Source organism: Pseudomonas sp. COR18 (assembly GCF_048568395.1).
GTDB lineage: Bacteria > Pseudomonadota > Gammaproteobacteria > Pseudomonadales > Pseudomonadaceae > Aquipseudomonas > Aquipseudomonas fuscovaginae_B.
In genome coordinates, this window is record NZ_CP183808.1 from 2026150 (window position 1) to 2048119 (window position 21970).

The following is a 21970-nucleotide window of genomic DNA, read 5'->3' on the forward strand; positions in this document are numbered from 1 at the left end:
TTACCGCACCTCGACCGGGGAGCCCTGCAGACGCTGCAGGGCCTCATTCACCGGCGCAGGCAACAGCTGGCGCAGGCAATTGTAGTGCCCGAAGCGGCAGGTACGCTCGAAGCAGGGGCTGCACTCCAGGCCCAGGCGGACGATTTCCACCTGGTCCGCCAACGGCGGCGTGAAGCCTGGCGAGGTCGAGCCGTACACCGCCACCAGCGGACGATTCAGCGCAGCCGCCACGTGCATCAGGCCCGAGTCGTTGGAGACCACCGAGTCGGCACAGGACAGCAGGTCGATCGCCTCGGCCAGCGATGTGGCGCCACTGAGATTCACCGCCTCTTCGCGCAAACCGGGAATCAGCCGCTGGCGAATATCCTCGCCGACCGCATGGTCGTTCTTCGAACCGAACAGCCAGACCTGCCAGCCTTCACGGATCTTCGTCTCGGCGACTTTCGCATAGTGCTCCGAGGGCCAGCGCTTGGACTCGCCGAACTCGGCGCCCGGGCACAGGGCCAGTACCGGCCGGTCGAGCACCAGCTCGAACTTGCCCAGCGCCGCCGCGCGGCTGGCCGGATCGATCTGCAGCAAAGGGCGTGGATAAGGCGTCGGCAATTCGGCGCCCGGCTCGTAGGCCAGGGCCATGAACCGCTCGATCATCAGCGGATAGCGCTCCTTGTCCAGCTTGCGCACATCATTGAGCAGGCCATAGCGGAATTCGCCACGCCAGCCGGTGCGCTTCGGAATACCGGCAAAAAACGGCACCAGCGCCGACTTCAGCGAGTTGGGCAGGAGAATGGCCTGGTCGTACTGGCCCGCCAGGGACTTGCCGATCTTGCGCCGGGTGGCCAGGTCGAGCACACCGTGGCCGAGCGGAAAGCTCAAGGCCGCACGAACTTCGGGCATGCGTTCGAGGATCGGGCGACTCCACTCGGGAGCCAGCACATCGATCTCGCACTGCGGGTGGCGTTGCTTCAGGCACTGGAACAGTGTCTGAGCCATCACCATGTCACCGACCCAGCTGGGCCCAACGATGAGAATTTTCATAAATATTCCGGAAACGATCAGGGAGGCCTGTAGCCTCCCCGGTCTTTGCCCATGGCCGTCCCAGGCCCTGTACGAAACCGCCTGCGCGACGAGTTTCCATGCAGGCCCTAGCTTAGTCCCAGTTCAGCCCAGATCCGCATCACATCGCGCCGTTCGACCGTGAACTGGTCGCCGCCGATGACGCCGGCCTCCTTCTGCAGGGCCTGGCGGTGGGCGGCGGAACGGTAGGCCTTGTAGGCCTCGCGCAGCAGGGCGGCATCGGCGGCGGGGATCAACCCGGCCTGCTCCAGCCCTTCCAGAATGCGGATGTTATCCGTGTAACGCAGTAATGCCGGGTGCTCTTTCGACCAGGCCAAAGTCGCGTATTGCACCATAAATTCGATATCGACGATACCTCCGGCGTCCTGCTTGAGGTCGAACGGCGCCGTCGCCTCGAAGGCATTGGCCGCGGTGCCGGCCGCGGTCGCCTTGCTGCCGAGGTTGTCGCGCATCTTGGCGCGCATCTCGCTGACCTCCTGGCGCAGGGTCGGCAGGTCCCGCTCACGCCCCAGCACCGCCGCGCGGACTTTCTCGAAGGCCGCCCCGACGTCCGGGCAACCCACCAGCACCCGGGCACGGATCAACGCCTGGTGTTCCCAGGTCCAGGCCTCGTTCTGCTGATAGCGCTCGAACGCCCCGAGGGAACTGACCAGCAGCCCGGAAGCCCCCGACGGACGCAGGCGCATGTCCACCTCATAGAGCTGGCCGGAGTTGGTCTGGGTGGTCAACAGGTGAATGATCCGCTGCCCCAGGCGGGTGAAGAACTGTGCCGTATCGATCGGCTTGGCGCCGTCGGTCTCGGCATTCGGATCGCCATCATGGATGAACACCAGGTCCAGGTCGGAACCGTGCCCAAGCTCGATCCCGCCCACCTTGCCATAGCCGACAATGATGAAGCCGGGATCGCACAGGCTGCCATCGGCACGCCGCGGCGAACCGTACTTGCTCACGGTCTGCCGCCAGGCCAGGGCCAGCACCTGCTCCAGGATCGCCTCGGCCAGCCAGGTCAGGTAGTCGCTGACCTTCATCAGCGGCAGGCTGCCGGAGATTTCCGAAGCGGCGACACGCAGCCGATGCGCCAGCTTGAAGTGGCGCAGGGCCTCCATCTGCTGTTCGAGGTCATCCTCGGGAATCCGTGTCAGGCGCTCACGCAGCTCGGCCGCCAGCTCCGGTGCCAGCGGCGGCTTGAACAGCCGCCCCTCGTTGAGCAACTCGTCGAGCAGCATCGGGAAACGGGTGATCTGCTCGGCAATCCACGGGCTGGCGGCACATAGGGTCAGCAACTGGCGCAAGGCCCCGGGGTTTTCCGTGAGCAGCACAAGGTAGGCAGAACGCCGGGCGACCGCCTCGACCAGCGGCAACACCCGCTCCAGCACCAGGTCCGGGTCGGCATGTTCGACCGCCTGGGCCAGCAACCGCGGGATAAAGGCATCCAGGCGCTCGCGACCGAGACGCTGCATGGCCCGCAACTGCGCACTGGCACGCAATGATGCAAGCTGCCTCAACGCCTTGGGCGCATCCTTGAAACCGGCTTCCTGCAACTGACGGCTGGCAGCCTCTTCATCCTGGGCCTCTTCCCACAAGGGCAACCATTCGCCACCGACGGCCACCTGGCATTCTTCGCTCTCATCTTCGTCCGGGTCGGCGATGACCTGGCGAAAATGCCAGTCGATCCGGCCACGCCAGTGCATCAACTGCTCATGAAAGGCCGACCAACTGTCGAAACCGAGCATGAAGGCGATACGTGCCCGCTCCTTTTCGTCATCGGGCAGCATCTGGGTCTGACGATCGGCAATCGCCTGGATCGCATGCTCGGTATAACGCAGGAACTCATAGCCGGCGCGCAGTTCGGCGACCACCGCCGACGGCAGGTAGCCCTGGCCCTCGAGGGTGCCCAGGACCTTCAGCAAGGGCCGCTGCTGCAGGCTCAGGTCACGCCCGCCGTGAATCAGCTGGAACGCCTGGGCGATGAACTCGACCTCGCGAATGCCGCCTGAGCCCAGCTTGATGTTCTCGGCCATGCCCTTGCGGCGCACTTCCTGCTGAATCAGCTGTTTCATGGTGCGCAGCGCTTCGATCGCCGAGAAGTCCAAGTAGCGCCGATAGACGAACGGACGGAGCATTTCCAGCAGGTGCGCGCCCGCCGCCTGGTCGCCGGCCACCACCCGCGCCTTGATCATCGCGTAGCGTTCCCAGTCGCGCCCCTGGTCCTGGTAATACTGTTCCAGGGCGTTGAAGCTCAGCACCAGCGCCCCGGCCGAGCCATAGGGACGCAGGCGCATGTCGACGCGGAAGACGAAACCGTCGACGGTGATCGGGTCCAGCGCCTTGATCAGCCGCTGGCCCAGGCGGATGAAGAACTCCTGGTTGTCCAGCGGGCGTTTGACCCCGACGGTCTCGCCGCCTTCCGGGTAGGCGAAGATCAGGTCGATGTCGGAGGACAGGTTCAATTCCACGGCACCGAGCTTGCCCATGCCGAGGATGACCATCTGCTGCGGCTCGCCGCTGCGCCGACCGGTCGGCGTACCGAACTGCTGGCAATGGCGCAGGTACAGCCATTGATAGGCCTGATCGATACAGGCGTCGGCCATGTCCGAGAGGTCGCGACAGGTCTGCACCAGGTCGGCCTGGCGCGTCAGATCGCGCCAGATGATCCGCACCTGCTGGCGATTGCGCTGACGACGCAGGACCCGCCCCAGCTCATCCTCGGTTTCGGCCTGCTGGACGGCGGCGGCGATCTGACCGCACAGTTCGCCGGGAGCGAAGACCCGGTCCAGGTCGCCGAACTGCACCAGTTCCAGCAACATCAAAGGGTCACGAACCACCTGTTCAATAAAGAAGTCGCTGGCGGCACTGACCCGGGCGAAATCGGCCCAGCGCCCGGGCGGCCATCCGGCCAGGCCGTGATCGTCGCCCAGTGCGGAGACGGCGGCACGGAAGGACTGTTCGGCCCGGCTGACAAAAGGCTGGAGAACGGCCGGCAAAACGGCCAGTGCAGGTAGGCTCATGGTCTATCCTTGATCGGCGAACAAGCAGCCGCGAACGGTGAGGGCGAGAAGCATGCCCCGGAAAGTAGTGTCGAACAAAAGTTGGAAATAGCTGATAATCGGTTTTTTTTGGCAGCCAACATCAAGCAAACACCTGACAAGGTTTATTTTCAACCAACAATATCGATTATTCTCACAACGCAGCAGGAAGTTTTCGTACGTTGATCTGTAGTTTTACTACTCGTCTATACATTCGAAAGGCTGAAATGGTTGGCGATTTGTAGTAAAACTACAGAACCCCGGATCAACCTCCGGATAATCCAAGAATTTATGTCGTCTGCCCACAAGGCCAGTCGCAAACTCAGGCAACCGATTCTGGAAGCCTTTCCGCCCTGGAGCAAGCCATGCAAGACCTCGATCCCGTCGAAACCCAGGAATGGCTGGACGCCCTGGAATCGGTTCTCGACAAAGAAGGCGAAGACCGTGCTCACTATCTGATGACCCGTATGGGTGAACTCGCGACCCGCAGCGGTTCGCAACTGCCCTACGCCATCACTACGCCGTACCGCAACACGATTCCCGTCACCCACGAAGCACGCATGCCTGGCGACCTGTTCATGGAACGCCGCATTCGCTCGCTGGTACGCTGGAACGCGTTGGCCATGGTCATGCGCACGAACCTGAAAGATTCGGACCTGGGCGGTCACATCTCCAGCTTCGCCTCCAGCGCCACCCTGTACGACATCGGTTTCAACTATTTCTTCCAGGCCCCGACCGACGAGCACGGCGGCGACCTGATCTACTTCCAGGGCCACGCCTCGCCAGGCGTCTACGCGCGCGCCTTCATGGAAGGCCGCATCAGCGAAGACCAGATGAACAACTTCCGCCAGGAAGTCGATGGCAACGGTCTGTCGTCCTACCCGCACCCATGGCTGATGCCTGACTTCTGGCAGTTCCCGACCGTATCCATGGGTCTGGGGCCGATCCAGGCGATCTACCAGGCACGTTTCATGAAGTACCTGGAAGCCCGCGGCTTCATCCAGCCAGGCAAGCAGAAGGTCTGGTGCTTCATGGGCGACGGCGAGTGCGACGAGCCGGAATCCCTGGGCGCCATCGCCCTGGCCGGCCGCGAGAAGCTGGACAACCTGATCTTCGTCATCAACTGCAACCTGCAGCGCCTCGACGGCCCGGTTCGCGGCAACGGCAAGATCATCCAGGAACTCGAAGGCGTGTTCCGTGGTGCCCAGTGGAACGTCAACAAGGTCATCTGGGGCCGTTTCTGGGACCCACTGCTGGCCAAGGACACCGACGGTATCCTGCAGCGCCGCATGGACGAAGTCATCGACGGCGAATACCAGAACTACAAGGCCAAGGACGGTGCGTTCGTCCGTGAGCACTTCTTCAACTCGCCTGAACTCAAGGCGATGGTTGCCGACCTGTCCGACGACGAGATCTGGAAACTCAACCGTGGCGGCCACGACCCTTACAAGGTCTATGCAGCCTACCACCAGGCGGTCAACCACAAGGAACAGCCTACCGTCATCCTGGCCAAGACCATCAAGGGTTACGGCACCGGTGCGGGCGAAGCGAAAAACACCGCCCACAACACCAAGAAGGTCGACGTCGACAGCCTGCGTTCGTTCCGCGATCGTTTCGACATCCCGGTCAAGGACGAAGAGCTGGAAAACCTGCCGTTCTTCAAGCCGGAAGAAGGCAGCGCCGAAGCCCGCTACCTGAGCGAGCGTCGTGCCGCCCTGGGTGGTTTCGTACCCCAGCGTCGCGCCAAGAGCTTCAGCGTTCCGACTCCGCCACTGGATACCCTCAAGGCGATCCTGGACGGCTCGGGCGACCGTGAAATTTCCACCACCATGGCCTTCGTGCGGATCCTCGCGCAACTGGTCAAGGACAAGGAAATCGGTTCGCGCATCGTACCGATCATCCCGGACGAGGCCCGTACCTTCGGTATGGAAGGCATGTTCCGCCAACTGGGCATCTACTCGTCCGTCGGCCAGCTCTACGAGCCCGTCGACAAGGACCAGGTGATGTTCTACCGCGAGGACAAGAAGGGCCAGATCCTCGAGGAAGGCATCAACGAAGCGGGCGCCATGAGTTCCTTCATCGCGGCCGGTACTTCGTACTCCAGCCACAACCAGCCGATGCTGCCGTTCTACATCTTCTATTCGATGTTCGGCTTCCAGCGTATCGGCGACCTGGCCTGGGCGGCCGGCGACAGCCGTACCCGTGGCTTCCTGATCGGCGGTACCGCCGGCCGGACCACCCTGAACGGCGAAGGCCTGCAGCACGAAGATGGTCACAGCCACATGCTGGCCGGCACCATCCCGAACTGCCGCACCTATGATCCGACCTACGGCTACGAGCTGGCGGTGATCATCCAGGACGGCATGAAGAAGATGACCGAAGAGCAGCAGGACGTCTTCTACTACATCACCGTGATGAACGAGTCCTACCAGCAGCCTGCCATTCCGGCCGGTGTCGAGGAAGGCATCATCAAGGGCATGTACCTGCTCGAGGAAGATACCAAGGAAGCCGCCCACCACGTGCAACTGATGGGCTCCGGCACCATCCTGCGCGAAGTGCGTGAAGCCGCGAAGATCCTGCGCGAGCAGTTCAACATCGGTGCCGATGTGTGGAGCGTCACCAGCTTCAACGAACTGCGCCGCGACGGCCTGGCCGTGGAACGCAGCAACCGCCTGCACCCTGGCCAGAAGCCGAAGAAGAGCTATGTCGAGGAATGCCTCTCCGGTCGCAAGGGCCCGGTGATCGCGTCCACCGACTACATGAAGCTGTTTGCTGAACAGATCCGCCAGTGGGTCCCATCCAAGGAATTCAAAGTCCTGGGTACCGACGGCTTCGGCCGCAGTGACAGCCGCAAGAAGCTGCGTCACTTCTTCGAGGTCGACCGTCATTTCGTGGTGTTGGCAGCCCTGGAAGCCTTGGCTGACCGTGGCGACATCGAACCGAAAGTGGTGGCCGAGGCCATCGCCAAGTTCGGTATCGATCCGGAAAAACGCAACCCACTGGACTGCTGAGGAGACCCCCTGTGAGCGAACTCATTCGCGTACCTGACATCGGCAGCGGTGAAGGTGAAGTAATCGAACTGTTTGTGAAGGTCGGCGACCGTATCGAAGCCGACCAGAGCATCCTGACCCTGGAGTCGGACAAGGCGAGCATGGAAGTGCCCGCACCGAAAGCCGGTGTCATCAAGAGCCTGAAGGTGAAGCTGGGCGACCGCCTGAAAGAAGGCGACGAGCTGCTGGAACTGGAAGTCGAGGGCGCCGCTGCCGCAGCCCCAGCGGCTGCTCCGGCACCTGCCGCAGCCCCGGCCGCACCGGCTGCTGCATCTGCACCGGCGGCCGCGCCGAGCGCCGCCCCCGCTGCCGCTTCGGCGCAGCAGGTGCATGTGCCGGACATCGGCTCGTCGGGCAAGGCCCAGATCATCGAGATCTCGGTCAAGGTCGGCGACACCATCGAGGCCGATCAGTCGCTGATCACCCTCGAGTCCGACAAGGCCAGCATGGAAATCCCGTCGCCGGCTGCCGGCGTGGTGGAAAGCATCAACGTCAAGCTGAACGACGAAGTCGGTACCGGCGACCTGATCCTGGTCCTGAAGGTCGCAGGCGCTGCGCCTGCCGCTGCCCCGGCACCGGCTCAAGCCGCCGCGCCGGCTGCCGCTCCAGCGCCAGCAGCGGCCCCGGCCGCTCCGGTGGCCGACAGCGTGCAGGACATCCACGTGCCGGACATCGGCTCGTCGGGCAAGGCCAAGATCATCGAAGTCTCGGTCAAGGCCGGTGACACCGTCGAAGTCGACCAGTCGCTGATCACCCTGGAATCCGACAAGGCCAGCATGGAAATCCCATCGCCAGCCGCCGGCGTGGTGGAAAGCGTTTCCATCAAGCTGGACGACGAAGTCGGCACCGGCGACCTGATCCTGAAACTCAAGGTCAAGGGCGCTGCACCTGCCGCGGCTGCGGCACCCGCTGCCGCTCCTGCTGCACCGACCCAGGCCGCTGCTCCGGCTGCAGCCGCACCGGCACCGGTCGCTGCCCCGGCAGCCGCTCCAGCCGCCGCTGGCGCCAAGGTCCATGCCGGCCCGGCGGTACGCCAACTGGCCCGTGAATTCGGCGTCGACCTGAGCGCGGTCAGCCCGAGCGGTCCGCACGGTCGCATCCTCAAGGAAGACGTGCAGGTCTACGTCAAGGCCATGATGCAGAAGGCCAAGGAAGCTCCGGCCGCTGCCGCTGGTGCAACCAGTGGCGCTGGCATCCCGCCGATCCCGGCCGTGGACTTCAGCCGCTTCGGCGAAATCGAAGAAGTGCCGATGACCCGACTGATGCAGGCCGGCGCCGCCAACCTGCACCGCAGCTGGCTGAACGTGCCGCACGTGACCCAATTCGACTCGGCGGATATCACCGAGCTGGAAGCGTTCCGCGTCGCCCAGAAAGCCGTGGCCGAGAAGGCTGGCGTCAAGCTGACCATCCTGCCGCTGCTGCTCAAGAGCTGCGCGCACCTGCTCAAGGAACTGCCGGACTTCAACAGTTCGCTGGCCCCGAGCGGCAAGGCCGTCATCCGCAAGAAGTACGTGCACATCGGCTTCGCCGTCGACACCCCGGATGGCCTGCTGGTCCCGGTGATCAAGAACGTCGACCAGAAGAGCCTGCTGCAACTCGCCGCCGAAGCGGCTTCCCTGGCTGAAAAGGCCCGGACCAAGAAGCTCTCCGCCGACGACATGCAGGGCGCCTGCTTCACCATCTCCAGCCTCGGCCACATTGGCGGCACCGGCTTCACGCCGATCGTCAACGCACCGGAAGTGGCGATCCTCGGCGTTTCCAAGGCAACCATCCAGCCGGTCTGGGATGGCAAGGCCTTCCAGCCGAAGCTGATGCTGCCACTGTCGCTGTCCTACGATCACCGCGTGATCAACGGTGCCGCGGCAGCGCGCTTCACCAAGCGCCTGAGCGACCTGCTGGCGGATATCCGCACCATCCTGCTGTAACCGGCTATCCGGCCTCCTGCATCAAGGGGGCCGGATGCGCCGTAGCGTTTTCCGAGCGCCACGCTCGTACCTCAACCCCGCCAGATGGCGGGGCTTTTTTTGCGCCAGTGAAAACACCCGCCCGATACGCGCCAAACCGCGACACAGAGCGGTTAGCGTCGCCCGTCCAGCGTCCTCGATTGAAGATTTCCCAGCTTCGGCCGATACATTGAAGGCACAGAGCCACTGTTCTGCTTGTCAGCCCGACCCGCTTAATGCAACCTTGCCCAACTCGCCAGGAAAAGGCCTCCTCCCCTGTGCGTGATCAGTACTCTTGAAGCGAGCTCTCCATGAAAAGCCAACCCGATGCCGCCAATAGATTGGCGGCCGAGGTAGTGACTCAGTTACCGGTGCCGTCGCGGCTCGGTATGCTGCGTTTCGAACGGCTGAATGAAGCAAGCTGGGCCCTGCTGTTTCTCGACCCCAACTGCGAACGCCAGTTCGGCCTGCCGGCCATCGAGCTGTGCGCCCTGGTCGGCTCGCCCTACGCCAGCCTGATGGAGCCCGAAGCCCGTTATCGCCTGCATGACGCCATCCAGCTGCAACTGGCCGAGAACACGCATTATCTGGTGCGCTACACCCTGCATACCACCCAGGGCCCGTTGACTCTGCTGGAGATGGGGGAAGCCTACAGGCAGCACAACCGCCATCTGCTGCGCGGCTACCTGCTGGTGGTCGAAGGCCTGTTCGGGCTGGAGCCGCAACTGCCGCTCACCGACCTCGCCACCCAGAACAGCCGCCTGCAGATCGCCCTGGAACTCAACCAGCGCGCCCAGCAGGAGCAACTGCAGCACCTCGACCGGGTGCGCGCCCAGCAGGACCTGATCCTGCGCTTGGCCCGACAGCGCTACAGCGTCAACAATTCGCTGCAGGAAGCCGCCGAGTTGATCACCCGCTGCGCCTGCGACATCTACGAAATCGACTGCGCCAGTATCTGGAACCTCGAAGGCCAGCGCCTGATACCGATCTCCGCCTACCACCGCCACAACCAGGAATATCTCCTGCCGGACGAGATCGACGCGAGCCAGTTCCCCGATTACCTCGAAGCGCTGCACACCAGCCGCGCCATCGACGCCCATAACGCCACCCGCGACCCTCGTACCCGCGAGATGGCCGAAACCCTGCGCCCGCGTGACGTCAACGCCATGCTCGATGCCAGCATTCGCATCGATGGCCAGGTGGTGGGAGTGCTCTGCCTGGAACAGACCGGCCAGACCCGCGCCTGGCAATCGGATGAAATCGCCTTTGCCGGCGAGCTGGCGGACCAGTTCGCCCAGGTCATCAGCAACCACAACCGGCGCACCGCCACCAGTGCCCTGCACCTGTTCCAGCGGGCGGTCGAACAGAGCGCCAACGCCTTCCTGCTGGTCAACTGCGACGGTGTGGTGGAATACGTCAACCCGAGCTTCACCGCCATCACCCAGTACAGCGCCGAGGAAGTCCACGGCCAGAAGCTCTCCGAACTGCCAGCCCTGGAGAATATCAGCGAACTGCTGTTCGACGCGCAGTCGAGCCTGGCCCAGAGCAACAGCTGGCAGGGCGAATTCAAGAGCCGCCGCAAGAACCTCGAACCCTACTGGGGGCAGTTGTCGATCTCCAAGGTCTATGGCGACAACCGCGAACTGACCCACTACATCGGCATCTACGAAGACATCACCCAGACCAAGCTCGCGCAACAGCGCATCGAACGCCTGGCCTACACCGACAACCTGACCAACCTGGGCAACCGCCCGGCGTTCATCCGCAACCTCGACGAACGCTTCGCCCGCGACAGCGACTCGCCGATCAGCCTGCTGCTGGTGGACATCGACAACTTCAAGCGGATCAACGACAGCCTCGGCCACCAGACCGGCGACAAGCTGCTGATCAGCCTGGCCCGCCGCCTGCGCAACAGCCTGAGCCCGAGCGGCAGCCTGGCGCGCTTTGCCAGTAACGAATTCGCGGTCCTGCTCGACGATACCGACCTGGAAACCGGCCAGCAGATCGCCACCCAGTTGCTGACGACCCTCGACAAACCGATGTTCGTCGACAACCAACTGATCAGCGTCACCGGCTCCGTCGGCCTGGCCAGCGCGCCGCTGCACGGGCGCGACCCGCAAACCCTGATGCGCAACGCCGGCCTGGCCCTGCACAAGGCCAAGGCCAACGGCAAGCACCAGGTCCAGGTGTTCACCGAGGCGCTGAACGCCGAGGCCAGCTACAAGCTGTTCGTCGAGAACAACCTGCGCCGCGCCCTGACCCAGAACGAGCTGGACGTGTTCTACCAGCCCAAGCTGTGCCTGCGCAGCGGCCGCCTGCTGGGGATGGAGGCGCTGTTGCGCTGGAACCATCCGGAAAAGGGCATGATCCGCCCGGACCAGTTCATCAGCGTTGCCGAGGAAACCGGCCTGATCATCCCGATCGGCAAATGGATCGCGCGCCAGGCCTGCCGCATGAGCAAGGCCCTGACCGCTTGCGGCCTGGGCAACCTGCAGGTGGCGATCAACCTGTCGCCCAAGCAGTTCTCCGACCCGGACCTGGTCGCCTCCCTGGCCAGTATCCTCAAGGAGGAACAACTGCCGCCGTCGCTGCTGGAGCTGGAGTTGACCGAAGGCCTGCTGCTGGAAGCCACCGACGACACCCGCCAGCAGCTCGACCAGTTGAAGAAAATCGGCCTGACCCTGGCCATGGACGACTTCGGCACCGGCTATTCGTCGCTGAGCTACCTGAAGAAATTCCCGATCGACATCATCAAGATCGACCGCAGCTTCATCCATGAGATCCCGGACAACCAGGACGACATGGAAATCACCTCCGCGGTCATCGCCATGGCCCACAACCTGAAACTCAAGGTGGTGGCCGAAGGCATCGAAACGTCCGAGCAACTGACCTTCCTGCGCCGCCATCGCTGCGACGTCGGCCAGGGCTACCTGTTCGACCGGCCGATCCCGGGAGCCGAGCTGATCCAGCAGCTCAGGCGCTACCCGCGCGGACCTTTGGCCTGACAGCGCAGCAACACTCGGGCACACTGTCGGTCTACTTCAATAGCTACAGCTCATTTCAACCTGACTGAGAGGACTGCGACATGGTCTTGCGCTCGGAAATACTGGTGAACAAAAACGTGCTCCCAACCAAAGAACAAGCTCTGCCTGGCCGTGAAACCCCGATGGCCGTTCCGGACAAGCATTTCGTCAACGGCCACCCGCTGCTGGGGCCATTCCCCGGCAACGTCGAATTCGCGATCTTCGGCCTGGGCTGCTTCTGGGGCGCGGAGCGGCGTTTCTGGCAGCGTGAGGGCGTGTACAGCACGTCGGTCGGCTATGCCGGCGGCTTCACCCCCAACCCGACCTACGAGGAAGTCTGCTCCGGCCTGACCGGCCACAGCGAAGTGGTGCTGGTGGTCTACGAGCCGGAAATCGTCAGCTACGAACAGTTGCTGGCGCAGTTCTGGGAACTGCACGACCCGACCCAGGGTATGCGCCAGGGCAACGACATCGGCACCCAGTACCGCTCGGTGATCTATGCCACCAAGCCGGAGCAACTGGAGGCGGCCCGCAAAAGCGCCCAGGTGTTCCAGGCGGAACTGACCAAGGCCGGGCTGGGCACCATCACCACCGAAATTGCCGAGGCGCCGACCTACTACTACGCCGAGGCCTATCACCAGCAATACCTGGCGAAGAACCCGGAAGGCTACTGCGGCATTCGTGGCACCGGCGTCAGTTGCCCGATCTGAGCACCCCGGCCCTTGTAGGATGCAGGCTTGCCCGCGAAAGCGTTGGCAAGATCGCCAAACGCTTCGCGGGCAAGCCCGGCTCCTACAGCTATCACGGCCACCTACTCACTCGGCAATCAGCCAGTCCATCCGCCAGTCGCCCTGGGTCTGCGCCAGTTTCTGCGCCAGCCAGGGCAACAGCTCACGCAGCTCATCCTCCAGCCCCCACGGCGGGTTGGCAATCGCCAGTCCCGAGCCATTCAGGCTCGCCGGCGTATCCAGCGGATGCACCAGCAACTCCACCCGCAACAGCTTCGGCGCGCCGGTACCGGCCAGGTCCTGGTAGAAACGCTTCAGCGCTCGCTGATCCTTGATCGGATACCAGATCGCCGCCACCGTCTGGCGCATGCGCCCGATGGCTTCCTTGAGCGACGCGGCACAACGCTGCATCTCGTCCAGTTGCTCGAATGGCGGGTCGATCAGCATCACTGCACGCTTTTCCGCCACCGGCAGCAGGGCCCGCGCCAGGTGCCAGCCCTCCCCCAGGTGCACCGCCACACGCCGGTCGCCCTTCATGTTGTCCTTGAGCAGCTTGCCGTCTTCCGGGTGCTTCTCGTTGAGCAGCACCCGGTCCTGGCCACGGGTGAGGCGCCGCGCCAATTCCGGCGACCCCGGGTAGTAGCGCAACTCGCCATCGGGGTTCATCTCGTGCAGCACCCGCAGGTAATCGGCGGTCATGGCCGGCAGGTCCTGCTGACCCCACAGGCGGGCGATCCCCTCCAGGTATTCACCGGTACGGCTGGCCTGGTCGCCCTTGAGGTCATACAGGCCGATACCGGCGTGACTGTCGAGATAGGCGAACGGCTGTTCCTTGCGCGCCATCAGGGCGATCAGGCGGGTCAGGACCAGGTGTTTCAAGACGTCGGCATGGTTGCCGGCGTGGAAGGCGTGACGGTAATTCATGGCAACTCCTGCGCAAGAGGCGAAGTTTACCCTGTGCTCCAGCCGCCGTCAGGTCGCAACGTACAGGCGGCAGGGACCGCCGCCGACAGACTCGCCGGAGCGCCCATGGTAACGTCACGCCCTCTCATTCGAAGGATTCGACCCGATGACCACCCGCTACGCCAAAATCGTCCTGAGCCTGGCACTCGCCGCCTTCGCCTTCATGGTCACCTTCAACAACGTCAGCGACTACGCCTCCAACTTCGCTTTCGTCAGCCACGTACTGAGCATGGACACCACCTTTCCTGACAACGCCGTGATGTACCGAGCAATCACCACGCCGATGCTGTGGCACGTCGCCTATTGGCTGATCATCCTCGGCGAAGGCTTGACCTGCGCGCTGCTGGCCTTTGGCGCACTGTCGCTGTGGCGAGCCCGCAAGGCCGACGCCGCCAGCTTCGCCCGGGCGAAGAAAGGCGTCATCGCCGGCACGACCCTGGGTTTTCTGGTGTGGTTCTTCGGCTTCATGGTGGTGGGCGGCGAATGGTTCCTGATGTGGCAATCGAAAAGCTGGAACGGCCAGGAGGCAGCCTTCAGGTTCTACATGGCCTTGCTCGGTGTACTGATCTTCGTCAATCAGGCGGACAACGAGCCGGCTTAATCTGGATCACTTGCCGATCCGGCGCCAGTAGCGGACACTGGCGCACCGGTTTGCGGTCCGATTGCGGGCACCCACCCGAGATCCCTGGCGACTCAGACACACGAGACCATTAGGCCACCGCAACTGCCCGGCAGTGCTCAATTAATGGAATTTCACTGAGTCGAGACCTTATGAAAGACGCAACGATTGCGCTCCATCACGGATTCAAGTCGGACCCGACCACCAAGGCCGTGGCCGTACCCATCTACCAGAACGTCGCCTTCGAATTCGATAACGCCCAGCACGGCGCCGACCTGTTCAACCTCGATGTTCCGGGCAATATCTACACCCGGATCATGAATCCCACCAACGACGTGCTCGAACAGCGCCTTGCGGCACTGGAAGGGGGAGTCGCCGCCCTGGCCGTGTCCGCCGGCAGCGCGGCGATCCACTACGCGATCCAGACCCTGACCCGCGCCGGCGACAATATCGTTTCCACCCCGCAGCTCTATGGCGGCACCTACACCCTCTTCGCCCACCTGCTGCCCAGCTTCGGTGTCGAAGTGCGGTTTGCCCGCGACGACTCGCCCGAGGCGGTCGCCGAACTGATCGACGAGAACACCCGGCTGGTCTACTGCGAAAGCATCGGCAATCCGGCAGGCAACATCGTCGATATCGAGAGCTTTGCCCAGGTGGCCCACGCTCACGGCGTACCACTGATGGTCGACAACACGGTGGCGACACCGATCCTGTGCAAACCGATCCTGTTCGGTGCCGACATTGTCGTGCATTCGGTGACCAAGTATGTGGGCGGTCATGGCAACGCCCTGGGCGGGGTGATCGTCGATGCCGGTACCTTCCCCTGGGCCGACCATCCGCAGAAGTTTCCCGGCCTCAACACCCCGGAAGCCGCCTACCACGGCGTGGTCTACACGGAGAAATTCGGCCCGGCGGCCTTCATCGCCCGCGCCCGCACCGTGCCGCTGCGCAATACCGGTGCGGCACTGGCACCGATGAACGCCTTCCTCCTGCTGCAAGGCCTGGAGACCCTGGCCCTGCGCATGGAACGGCATACCGAGAATGCGCTCAAGGTGGCGAAGTTCCTCAAGGCCCAAGAACAGGTGGCCTGGGTCAGCTATGCCGGCCTGCCGGACCACCCACACCATGAATTGGCGCACAAGTATATGAAGGGCAAGCCGTCGGCGATTCTCTCGTTCGGCCTCAAGGGCGGCTACCAGGCCGGGGTGCGGTTCTACGATGCGCTGCAGATCTTCAAGCGCCTGGTGAACATCGGTGACGCCAAGTCCCTGGCCTGCCACCCGGCCTCCACCACCCACCGGCAAATGACCGAAGCCGAACAGGCCAAGGCCGGCGTGAAACCGGAGATGATCCGCCTGTCGGTCGGCATCGAGGCCATCGAGGACCTGCTCGAAGACCTGCAACAGGCACTGCAGGCCTGAAACGCAGCGGCCCGTCTCCGGGGAGACGGGCCGCCTTGTCGCTACAGGGCTTGCCGCCCCCTATCAAGGATCAGTGTTCCTCGCGGAACTGCTTCTCCGCTGCGGCGAAACGCTGGAGCATCTGCGCCGAGGGCTGGCCCATCCTGCTGACCACGTAGACCGCGATGCTGGCAAAGAGGAAGCCGGGGATGATTTCGTACAATCCCAGCAGGTTGAACTGCTTCCAGACGATCACCGTGATAGCACCGACCAGAATGCCGGCCAACGCGCCATTGCGGGTCATGTCCTTCCAGATCACCGAGATCAGCACCACCGGACCGAAGGCCGCGCCGAAACCGGCCCAGGCGTAGCTCACCAGGCCCAGCACGCGGTTTTCAGGGTTGGCGGCCAGGGCGATGGCGATCACCGCCACCAGCAGCACCATGGCCCGGCCGACCCACACCAGTTCCAGTTGCGAAGCGGACTTGCGCAGGAAAGCCTTGTAGAAATCCTCGGTCAGTGCACTGGAGCAGACCAGCAGTTGGCAGCTCAGGGTACTCATCACTGCGGCCAGGATCGCCGACAGCAACACACCGGCCAACCAGGGGTTGAACAGGATCTTCGCCAGCTCGATGAACACCCGTTCGTGGTTCTCGCTGACCGGGCCGGCAACCTCGGGATGCGCCGAGAAGTAGGCGATCCCGAAGAAACCCACTGCCACGGTGCCACCCAGGCACAGGATCATCCAGGTCATGGAAATGCGGCGGGCATTGGCGATCGACTTGACCGAATCCGCCGCCATGAAGCGCGCCAGGATATGCGGCTGGCCGAAGTAACCCAGGCCCCAGCCCATCAGCGAGATGATGCCGATGAAGGTGGTATTGCGCAGCATGTCGAAGTGCCCCGGATCCTGGGTCTCGATCGCCAGGAAGGTGGTGTCGACGCCACCGGTGGCCAGCAGCACGATGATCGGCGTGAGAATCAGCGCGAAGATCATCAGCGTGGCCTGCACGGTGTCGGTCCAGCTGACCGCCAGGAAACCACCGATGAAGGTGTAGGCAATGGTCGCTGCCGCACCGGCCCACAAGGCGGTGCTGTAGGACATGCCGAAGGTGCTTTCGAACAGGCGGGCACCGGCGACGATGCCGGAGGCGCAGTAGATGGTGAAGAACACCAGGATCACGATGGCGGCAATCACCCGCAGCAGACCGCTGCGATCCTCGAACCGGCTGGAGAAGTAGTCCGGCAGGGTCAGCGCGTCACCGTTGTGTTCGGTCTGGACCCGCAGGCGACCGGCGACGAACAGCCAGTTCAGGTAGGCCCCGACGATCAGGCCGATGGCGATCCAGCTCTCGGACAGGCCGGACATGTAGATCGCCCCCGGCAGCCCCATCAGCAGCCAGCCGCTCATGTCGGAAGCACCCGCCGAAAGCGCGGTCACGACACTGCCAAGACTGCGACCGCCGAGAATGTAGTCGGAGAGGTTGTTGGTGGAGCGATAGGCCATCAGTCCGATCAGGACCATCGCAGCGATGTAGATCACGAAGGTGATCAGGGTTGGGTTGCTTACGCTCATTAAAAAGCCCTGGCATTGTTTTTATTCAGCGGCGATCCGCGACCGACGAAACGACATTTCATGTCAGACGATTAAACGGACCGGGCATTCATGACTGAGTTTCCCCAGGAAAATCATCAAAGGGCGCCTCCCTTCGTAGGAGGTTGCACCTCGATCGAGCATGCTATTCAACAATACGAACAAGGCGCAACCTGTTTTACCCCCATCAGTTGCACCTCGGGACCTTTCCAATTTTTCCCACACGCCTTTACCCCCCGCGCAACGTAAGTCCCTGAAGGGCTGACGAAAACTGAAAACAGCCAATCATCTGCCAGAGCTTGGAAAAGCTGTCCCGGCTAACCGGTGCATATTTTCGAAGAAAAATAGGTTGCACCTGGTTGCACCTACCGCAAGCCAGAGCTAATCTCTCGGCCATCTGACGCCACGCGGTAGTGGCAACCATGAGGACAAGAAAAATGGCGACCACCACCCTTGGGGTCAAACTCGACGACCCGACCCGCGAACGCCTGAAAGCGGCGGCCCATTCGATCGACCGCACCCCGCACTGGCTGATCAAGCAGGCCATCTTCAACTACCTGGAAAAGCTCGAGAGCGGTGCAACCCTGAGCGAACTCAGCGGCCTGCCCCGTGGCGAAGCCGACGACGCCGGTGAAGTCCAGGCCGACCATGGTCACCAGTGCTTTCTCGAATTCGCCGAGAGCATCCTGCCGCAGTCGGTGCTGCGTGCCGCCATCACCGCCGCCTACCGTCGCCCCGAGCCGGAAGTGGTACCGATGCTGCTGGAACAGGCGCGCCTGCCAGCGGCCACCGCCGAAGCCACCAACAAGCTGGCCGCGACCATCGCCGAGAAACTGCGCAACCAGAAGAGCGCCGGCGGCCGTGCCGGCATCGTCCAGGGACTGTTGCAGGAATTCTCCCTGTCGTCCCAGGAAGGCGTGGCCCTGATGTGCCTGGCCGAAGCCCTGCTGCGGATCCCCGACAAGGGCACCCGCGACGCCCTGATCCGCGACAAGATCAGCACCGGCAACTGGCAGCCGCACCTGGGCAACAGCCCATCGCTGTTCGTCAACGCCGCCACCTGGGGCCTGCTGCTGACCGGCAAGCTGGTCGCCACCCATAACGAGGCCGGCCTGACCTCGTCCCTGAGCCGCATCATCGGCAAGAGCGGCGAGCCGATGATCCGCAAGGGCGTCGACATGGCCATGCGCCTGATGGGCGAGCAGTTCGTCACCGGTGAAACCATCGCCGAGGCCCTGGCCAATGCCAGCAAGTTCGAAAGCAAGGGCTTCCGCTATTCCTACGACATGCTCGGCGAAGCGGCACTGACCGAGCACGACGCGCAGAAGTACCTGGCGTCCTACGAGCAGGCCATCCATGCCATCGGCAAGGCCTCCCATGGCCGCGGCATCTATGAAGGCCCGGGCATCTCCATCAAGCTCTCGGCCCTGCACCCGCGCTACAGCCGCGCCCAGTACGAGCGTGTCATGGAGGAGCTGTACCCGCGCCTGCTGTCGCTGACTCTGCTGGCCAAGCAGTACGACATCGGCCTGAACATCGACGCCGAGGAAGCCGACCGCCTGGAGCTGTCCCTGGACCTGCTCGAACGCCTGTGCTTCGAGCCGCAACTGAGCGGCTGGAACGGCATCGGCTTCGTGATCCAGGCCTACCAGAAGCGTTGCCCTTACGTGATCGACTACGTGATCGACCTGGCCCGCCGCAGCCGCCATCGCCTGATGATCCGCCTGGTGAAGGGCGCCTATTGGGACAGCGAGATCAAGCGCGCCCAGGTCGAGGGCCTGGAAGGCTACCCGGTGTACACACGCAAGGTGTACACCGACGTGTCTTACATCGCCTGCGCCCGCAAGCTGCTCTCGGTACCGGAAGTCATCTACCCGCAGTTCGCCACCCACAACGCCCACACCCTGTCGGCGATCTACCATATCGCCGGGCAGAACTATTACCCCGGCCAGTACGAATTCCAGTGCCTGCACGGCATGGGCGAACCGCTCTACGAGCAGGTGGTGGGCAAGGTCGCCGAGGGCAAGCTGAACCGTCCGTGCCGCGTCTATGCGCCGGTCGGCACCCACGAGACGCTGCTGGCCTACCTGGTGCGCCGCCTGCTGGAAAACGGCGCCAACACCTCGTTCGTCAACCGCATCGCCGACCAGTCCGTGTCCATCCAGGAACTGGTGGCCGACCCGGTCGCCAGCATCGAGCAGATGGCCCTGCAGGAAGGCGGCTTCGGCCTGCCACATCCGCGCATCCCTCTGCCACGCGAGCTGTATGGCACCGAACGCGCCAACTCGGCGGGCATCGACATGGCCAACGAACACCGCCTCGCCTCGCTGTCCTGCGCCCTGCTGGCCAGCGCCAATACCCCGTGGAAAGCCGCGCCGATGCTCGGCTGCGTCTCCAGCAATGAAACCCCGGCGCCGGTGCTGAACCCATCGGATCACCGCGACGTGGTCGGCCACGTCCAGGAGGCCAACAGCGAAGACGTCGACAACGCCATCCAGTGCGCCCTCAACGCCGCACCGATCTGGCAGGCCACACCGCCTGCCGAACGCGCGGCGATCCTGGAACGCGCCGCCGACCTGATGGAAGGCGAGATCCAGCCACTGATGGGCCTGCTGGTTCGCGAAGCCGGCAAGACCTACGCCAACGCCATCGCCGAAGTCCGCGAAGCGGTGGACTTCCTGCGCTACTACGCGGTACAGGCGCGCAACGACTTCACCAACGACGCCCACCGTCCGCTGGGCCCGGTGGTCTGCATCAGCCCGTGGAACTTCCCGCTGGCGATCTTCAGCGGCCAGGTTGCTGCCGCACTGGCCGCCGGCAACCCGGTGCTGGCCAAGCCGGCCGAACAGACCCCACTGATCGCCGCCCAGGCCGTGCGCCTGCTGCTCGAAGCCGGCATTCCGGAAGGTGTGGTGCAACTGCTGCCGGGCTACGGTGAAACCGTCGGTGCGCGCCTGGTTGGCGACGAGCGGGTCAAGGGCGTGATGTTCACCGGCTCCACCGAAGTCGCGCGCCTGCTGCAACGCAATGTCGCCGGACGCCTGGACAACCAGGGCCGGCCGATCCCGCTGATCGCCGAAACCGGCGGGCAGAACGCGATGATCGTCGACTCCTCGGCGCTGACCGAACAGGTGGTGATCGACGTGGTCTCCTCGGCGTTCGACAGTGCCGGCCAGCGCTGCTCGGCCCTGCGCGTCCTGTGCCTGCAGGAAGACTCTGCCGACCGCGTGATCGAAATGCTCAAGGGCGCCATGGCCGAATCGCGCCTGGGCAACCCGGAGCGCCTGTCGGTGGACATCGGCCCGGTGATCGACGCCGAGGCCAAGGCCGGCATCGAGAAACACATCCAGGGCATGCGTGAAAAAGGTCGCAGCGTCTATCAGATGGCGATTGCCGATGGCGAGGAATGCAAGCGCGGCACCTTCGTGATGCCGACCCTGATCGAGCTGGAAAGCTTCGATGAGCTCAAGCGCGAGATCTTCGGCCCGGTACTGCACGTGGTGCGCTACAAGCGCAAGGACATCGACCAGCTGATCGCCCAGATCAACGCCAGCGGCTATGGCCTGACCCTGGGCGTACACACCCGGATCGACGAAACCATTGCCAAGGTGGTCGACAACGTCAACGCCGGCAACGTCTACGTCAACCGCAACATCGTCGGCGCGGTGGTCGGCGTGCAGCCGTTCGGCGGCGAGGGGCTGTCGGGCACCGGCCCGAAAGCCGGCGGCCCGCTGTACCTGTATCGCCTGCTGTCGACCCGTCCGGCCGATGCCATCGAGCAGTCCTTCGCCCGCGTAGACGCACATAATGCACCGGACGTGCGCCTGCGTGCAGCCATGGGCAAACCACTGAGCGCCCTGCAGGCCTGGGCTGCGGCCAACCAGCAGCAGGAACTGGCTGACCTCTGCGCACGCTTCGCCACCCAGTCGCAGAGCGGCATCACCCGCACCCTGGCCGGTCCGACCGGCGAGCGCAACAGCTACGCCATCCTGCCGCGGGAGCACGTGCTGTGCCTGGCCGAACTCGAGGCGGATCTGCTGACCCAGCTCGCCGCCGTGCTGGCGGTGGGCAGCTCGGCGCTGTGGCCGGAAGGCGAACCGGGCAAGGCCCTGCATGCGCGCCTGCCGAAGGAAGTGCAGGCGCGCATCCAGCGGGTCGCCGACTGGCACAAGGACGAGGTGGTGTTCGACGCGGTCCTGCATCACGGCCACTCCGACCAGTTGCGCGCCGTGTGCCAGCAGGTGGCGAAACGGGCCGGCGCGATCGTTGGCGTGCAGGGCCTGTCCCAGGGCGAGACCGGCATCGCGCTGGAACGTCTGGTGATCGAGCGGGCACTGAGCGTCAACACCGCGGCAGCCGGCGGTAACGCCAGCCTGATGACCATCGGCTGATCCACCCGCCAGCCTGGCGCCCGCAATGGGCGCCAGGCCTGTTTGCAACAGAACTCAAAAGGCACGGCAGACCTGGCAGAGGGGAGGGCCACGTCGTCGCTTTGACCCTCCATCACCCAGATCAATCTTGCTAGGCACTGTCCATTCAGCCACCTAGAC

12 protein-coding genes are annotated in these 21970 nt (G+C 63.8%); 8 read left to right on the forward strand and 4 right to left on the reverse strand.

Going from position 1 to position 21970, the window contains the following annotated elements; translation table 11 throughout:
* Together waaF and glnE are read right to left on the reverse strand one after the other, a co-directional pair.
* Complete coding sequence (waaF, locus tag ACM62G_RS09395) at nucleotides 1–1035, reverse strand: lipopolysaccharide heptosyltransferase II (protein WP_054062110.1); 1035 nt, start codon at nucleotides 1033–1035, stop codon at nucleotides 1–3.
* Between the two features lie 107 nt (nucleotides 1036–1142).
* Nucleotides 1143–4082 carry a bifunctional [glutamate--ammonia ligase]-adenylyl-L-tyrosine phosphorylase/[glutamate--ammonia-ligase] adenylyltransferase gene (glnE, locus tag ACM62G_RS09400; protein ID WP_273823163.1) on the reverse strand — a complete coding sequence of 980 codons (2940 nt, stop codon included), beginning with the start codon at nucleotides 4080–4082 and terminating at the stop codon, nucleotides 1143–1145.
* 9 nt (nucleotides 4083–4091) lie between these two features.
* On the opposite strand from glnE, the gene ACM62G_RS09405 reads away from it, so the two are divergent.
* The 5 genes from ACM62G_RS09405 to msrA all read left to right on the forward strand — a co-directional run bounded on the left by ACM62G_RS09405 (nucleotide 4092) and on the right by msrA (nucleotide 12826).
* Nucleotides 4092–4286 (forward strand): hypothetical protein, encoded by a 195-nt coding sequence (locus ACM62G_RS09405; RefSeq protein ID WP_152972970.1) that lies wholly within the window; start codon nucleotides 4092–4094, stop codon nucleotides 4284–4286.
* A gap of 179 nt (nucleotides 4287–4465) precedes the next feature.
* On the forward strand, nucleotides 4466–7111 hold the full coding sequence (gene aceE, locus ACM62G_RS09410) for a pyruvate dehydrogenase (acetyl-transferring), homodimeric type (protein WP_054056526.1): 2646 nt from the start codon (nucleotides 4466–4468) through the stop codon (nucleotides 7109–7111).
* Nucleotides 7112–7122: 11 nt separating this feature from the next.
* Entirely contained in the window at nucleotides 7123–9075 is a 1953-nt protein-coding gene (gene aceF, locus ACM62G_RS09415) for a dihydrolipoyllysine-residue acetyltransferase (protein WP_419737047.1), read from the forward strand.
* 329 nt (nucleotides 9076–9404) lie between these two features.
* The gene (locus ACM62G_RS09420) at nucleotides 9405–12098 is read left to right on the forward strand and encodes a putative bifunctional diguanylate cyclase/phosphodiesterase (RefSeq protein WP_054060248.1); all 2694 of its coding nucleotides are present in this window, start codon (nucleotides 9405–9407) and stop codon (nucleotides 12096–12098) included.
* An 80-nt stretch (nucleotides 12099–12178) separates the two neighbouring features.
* A complete protein-coding gene (gene msrA / locus ACM62G_RS09425) occupies nucleotides 12179–12826 on the forward strand; it encodes a peptide-methionine (S)-S-oxide reductase MsrA (protein WP_054062107.1) in 648 nt (215 codons plus the stop codon).
* Nucleotides 12827–12931: 105 nt separating this feature from the next.
* Here the strand turns inward: msrA and ACM62G_RS09430 are convergent, their stop codons facing one another.
* Nucleotides 12932–13768 carry a 23S rRNA (adenine(2030)-N(6))-methyltransferase RlmJ gene (locus ACM62G_RS09430; protein WP_054060246.1) on the reverse strand — a complete coding sequence of 279 codons (837 nt, stop codon included), beginning with the start codon at nucleotides 13766–13768 and terminating at the stop codon, nucleotides 12932–12934.
* Between the two features lie 145 nt (nucleotides 13769–13913).
* On the opposite strand from ACM62G_RS09430, the gene ACM62G_RS09435 reads away from it, so the two are divergent.
* Both ACM62G_RS09435 and ACM62G_RS09440 read left to right on the forward strand, forming a co-directional pair.
* Nucleotides 13914–14408, forward strand: a complete 495-nt coding sequence (locus ACM62G_RS09435; protein ID WP_273823170.1) for a DUF2165 family protein — start codon at nucleotides 13914–13916, stop codon at nucleotides 14406–14408.
* A gap of 170 nt (nucleotides 14409–14578) precedes the next feature.
* Nucleotides 14579–15847, forward strand: coding sequence for an O-acetylhomoserine aminocarboxypropyltransferase/cysteine synthase family protein (locus ACM62G_RS09440; RefSeq protein WP_419737048.1), 1269 nt, complete (start codon nucleotides 14579–14581; stop codon nucleotides 15845–15847).
* 70 nt (nucleotides 15848–15917) lie between these two features.
* On the opposite strand, the gene putP is transcribed toward ACM62G_RS09440, so the two are convergent.
* Nucleotides 15918–17402, reverse strand: coding sequence for a sodium/proline symporter PutP (gene putP / locus ACM62G_RS09445; RefSeq protein ID WP_419737049.1), 1485 nt, complete (start codon nucleotides 17400–17402; stop codon nucleotides 15918–15920).
* 455 nt (nucleotides 17403–17857) lie between these two features.
* On the opposite strand from putP, the gene putA reads away from it, so the two are divergent.
* Entirely contained in the window at nucleotides 17858–21811 is a 3954-nt protein-coding gene (gene putA, locus ACM62G_RS09450; protein WP_419737050.1) for a trifunctional transcriptional regulator/proline dehydrogenase/L-glutamate gamma-semialdehyde dehydrogenase, read from the forward strand.
* Nucleotides 21812–21970: the final 159 nt, after the last annotated feature.

What these genes read in the sequence shown, in the direction of transcription:
- aceE (WP_054056526.1), top strand. Translation starts at nt 4,466, where the DNA reads ATGCAAGACCTCGATCCCGTCGAAACCCAGGAATGGCTGGACGCCCTG.
- glnE (WP_273823163.1), bottom strand. Translation starts at nt 4,082, where the DNA reads ATGAGCCTACCTGCACTGGCCGTTTTGCCGGCCGTTCTCCAGCCTTTT.
- waaF (WP_054062110.1), bottom strand. Translation starts at nt 1,035, where the DNA reads ATGAAAATTCTCATCGTTGGGCCCAGCTGGGTCGGTGACATGGTGATG.
- ACM62G_RS09440 (WP_419737048.1), top strand. Translation starts at nt 14,579, where the DNA reads ATGAAAGACGCAACGATTGCGCTCCATCACGGATTCAAGTCGGACCCG.
- ACM62G_RS09430 (WP_054060246.1), bottom strand. Translation starts at nt 13,768, where the DNA reads ATGAATTACCGTCACGCCTTCCACGCCGGCAACCATGCCGACGTCTTG.
- ACM62G_RS09420 (WP_054060248.1), top strand. Translation starts at nt 9,405, where the DNA reads ATGAAAAGCCAACCCGATGCCGCCAATAGATTGGCGGCCGAGGTAGTG.
- msrA (WP_054062107.1), top strand. Translation starts at nt 12,179, where the DNA reads ATGGTCTTGCGCTCGGAAATACTGGTGAACAAAAACGTGCTCCCAACC.
- putA (WP_419737050.1), top strand. Translation starts at nt 17,858, where the DNA reads ATGGCGACCACCACCCTTGGGGTCAAACTCGACGACCCGACCCGCGAA.
- putP (WP_419737049.1), bottom strand. Translation starts at nt 17,402, where the DNA reads ATGAGCGTAAGCAACCCAACCCTGATCACCTTCGTGATCTACATCGCT.
- ACM62G_RS09435 (WP_273823170.1), top strand. Translation starts at nt 13,914, where the DNA reads ATGACCACCCGCTACGCCAAAATCGTCCTGAGCCTGGCACTCGCCGCC.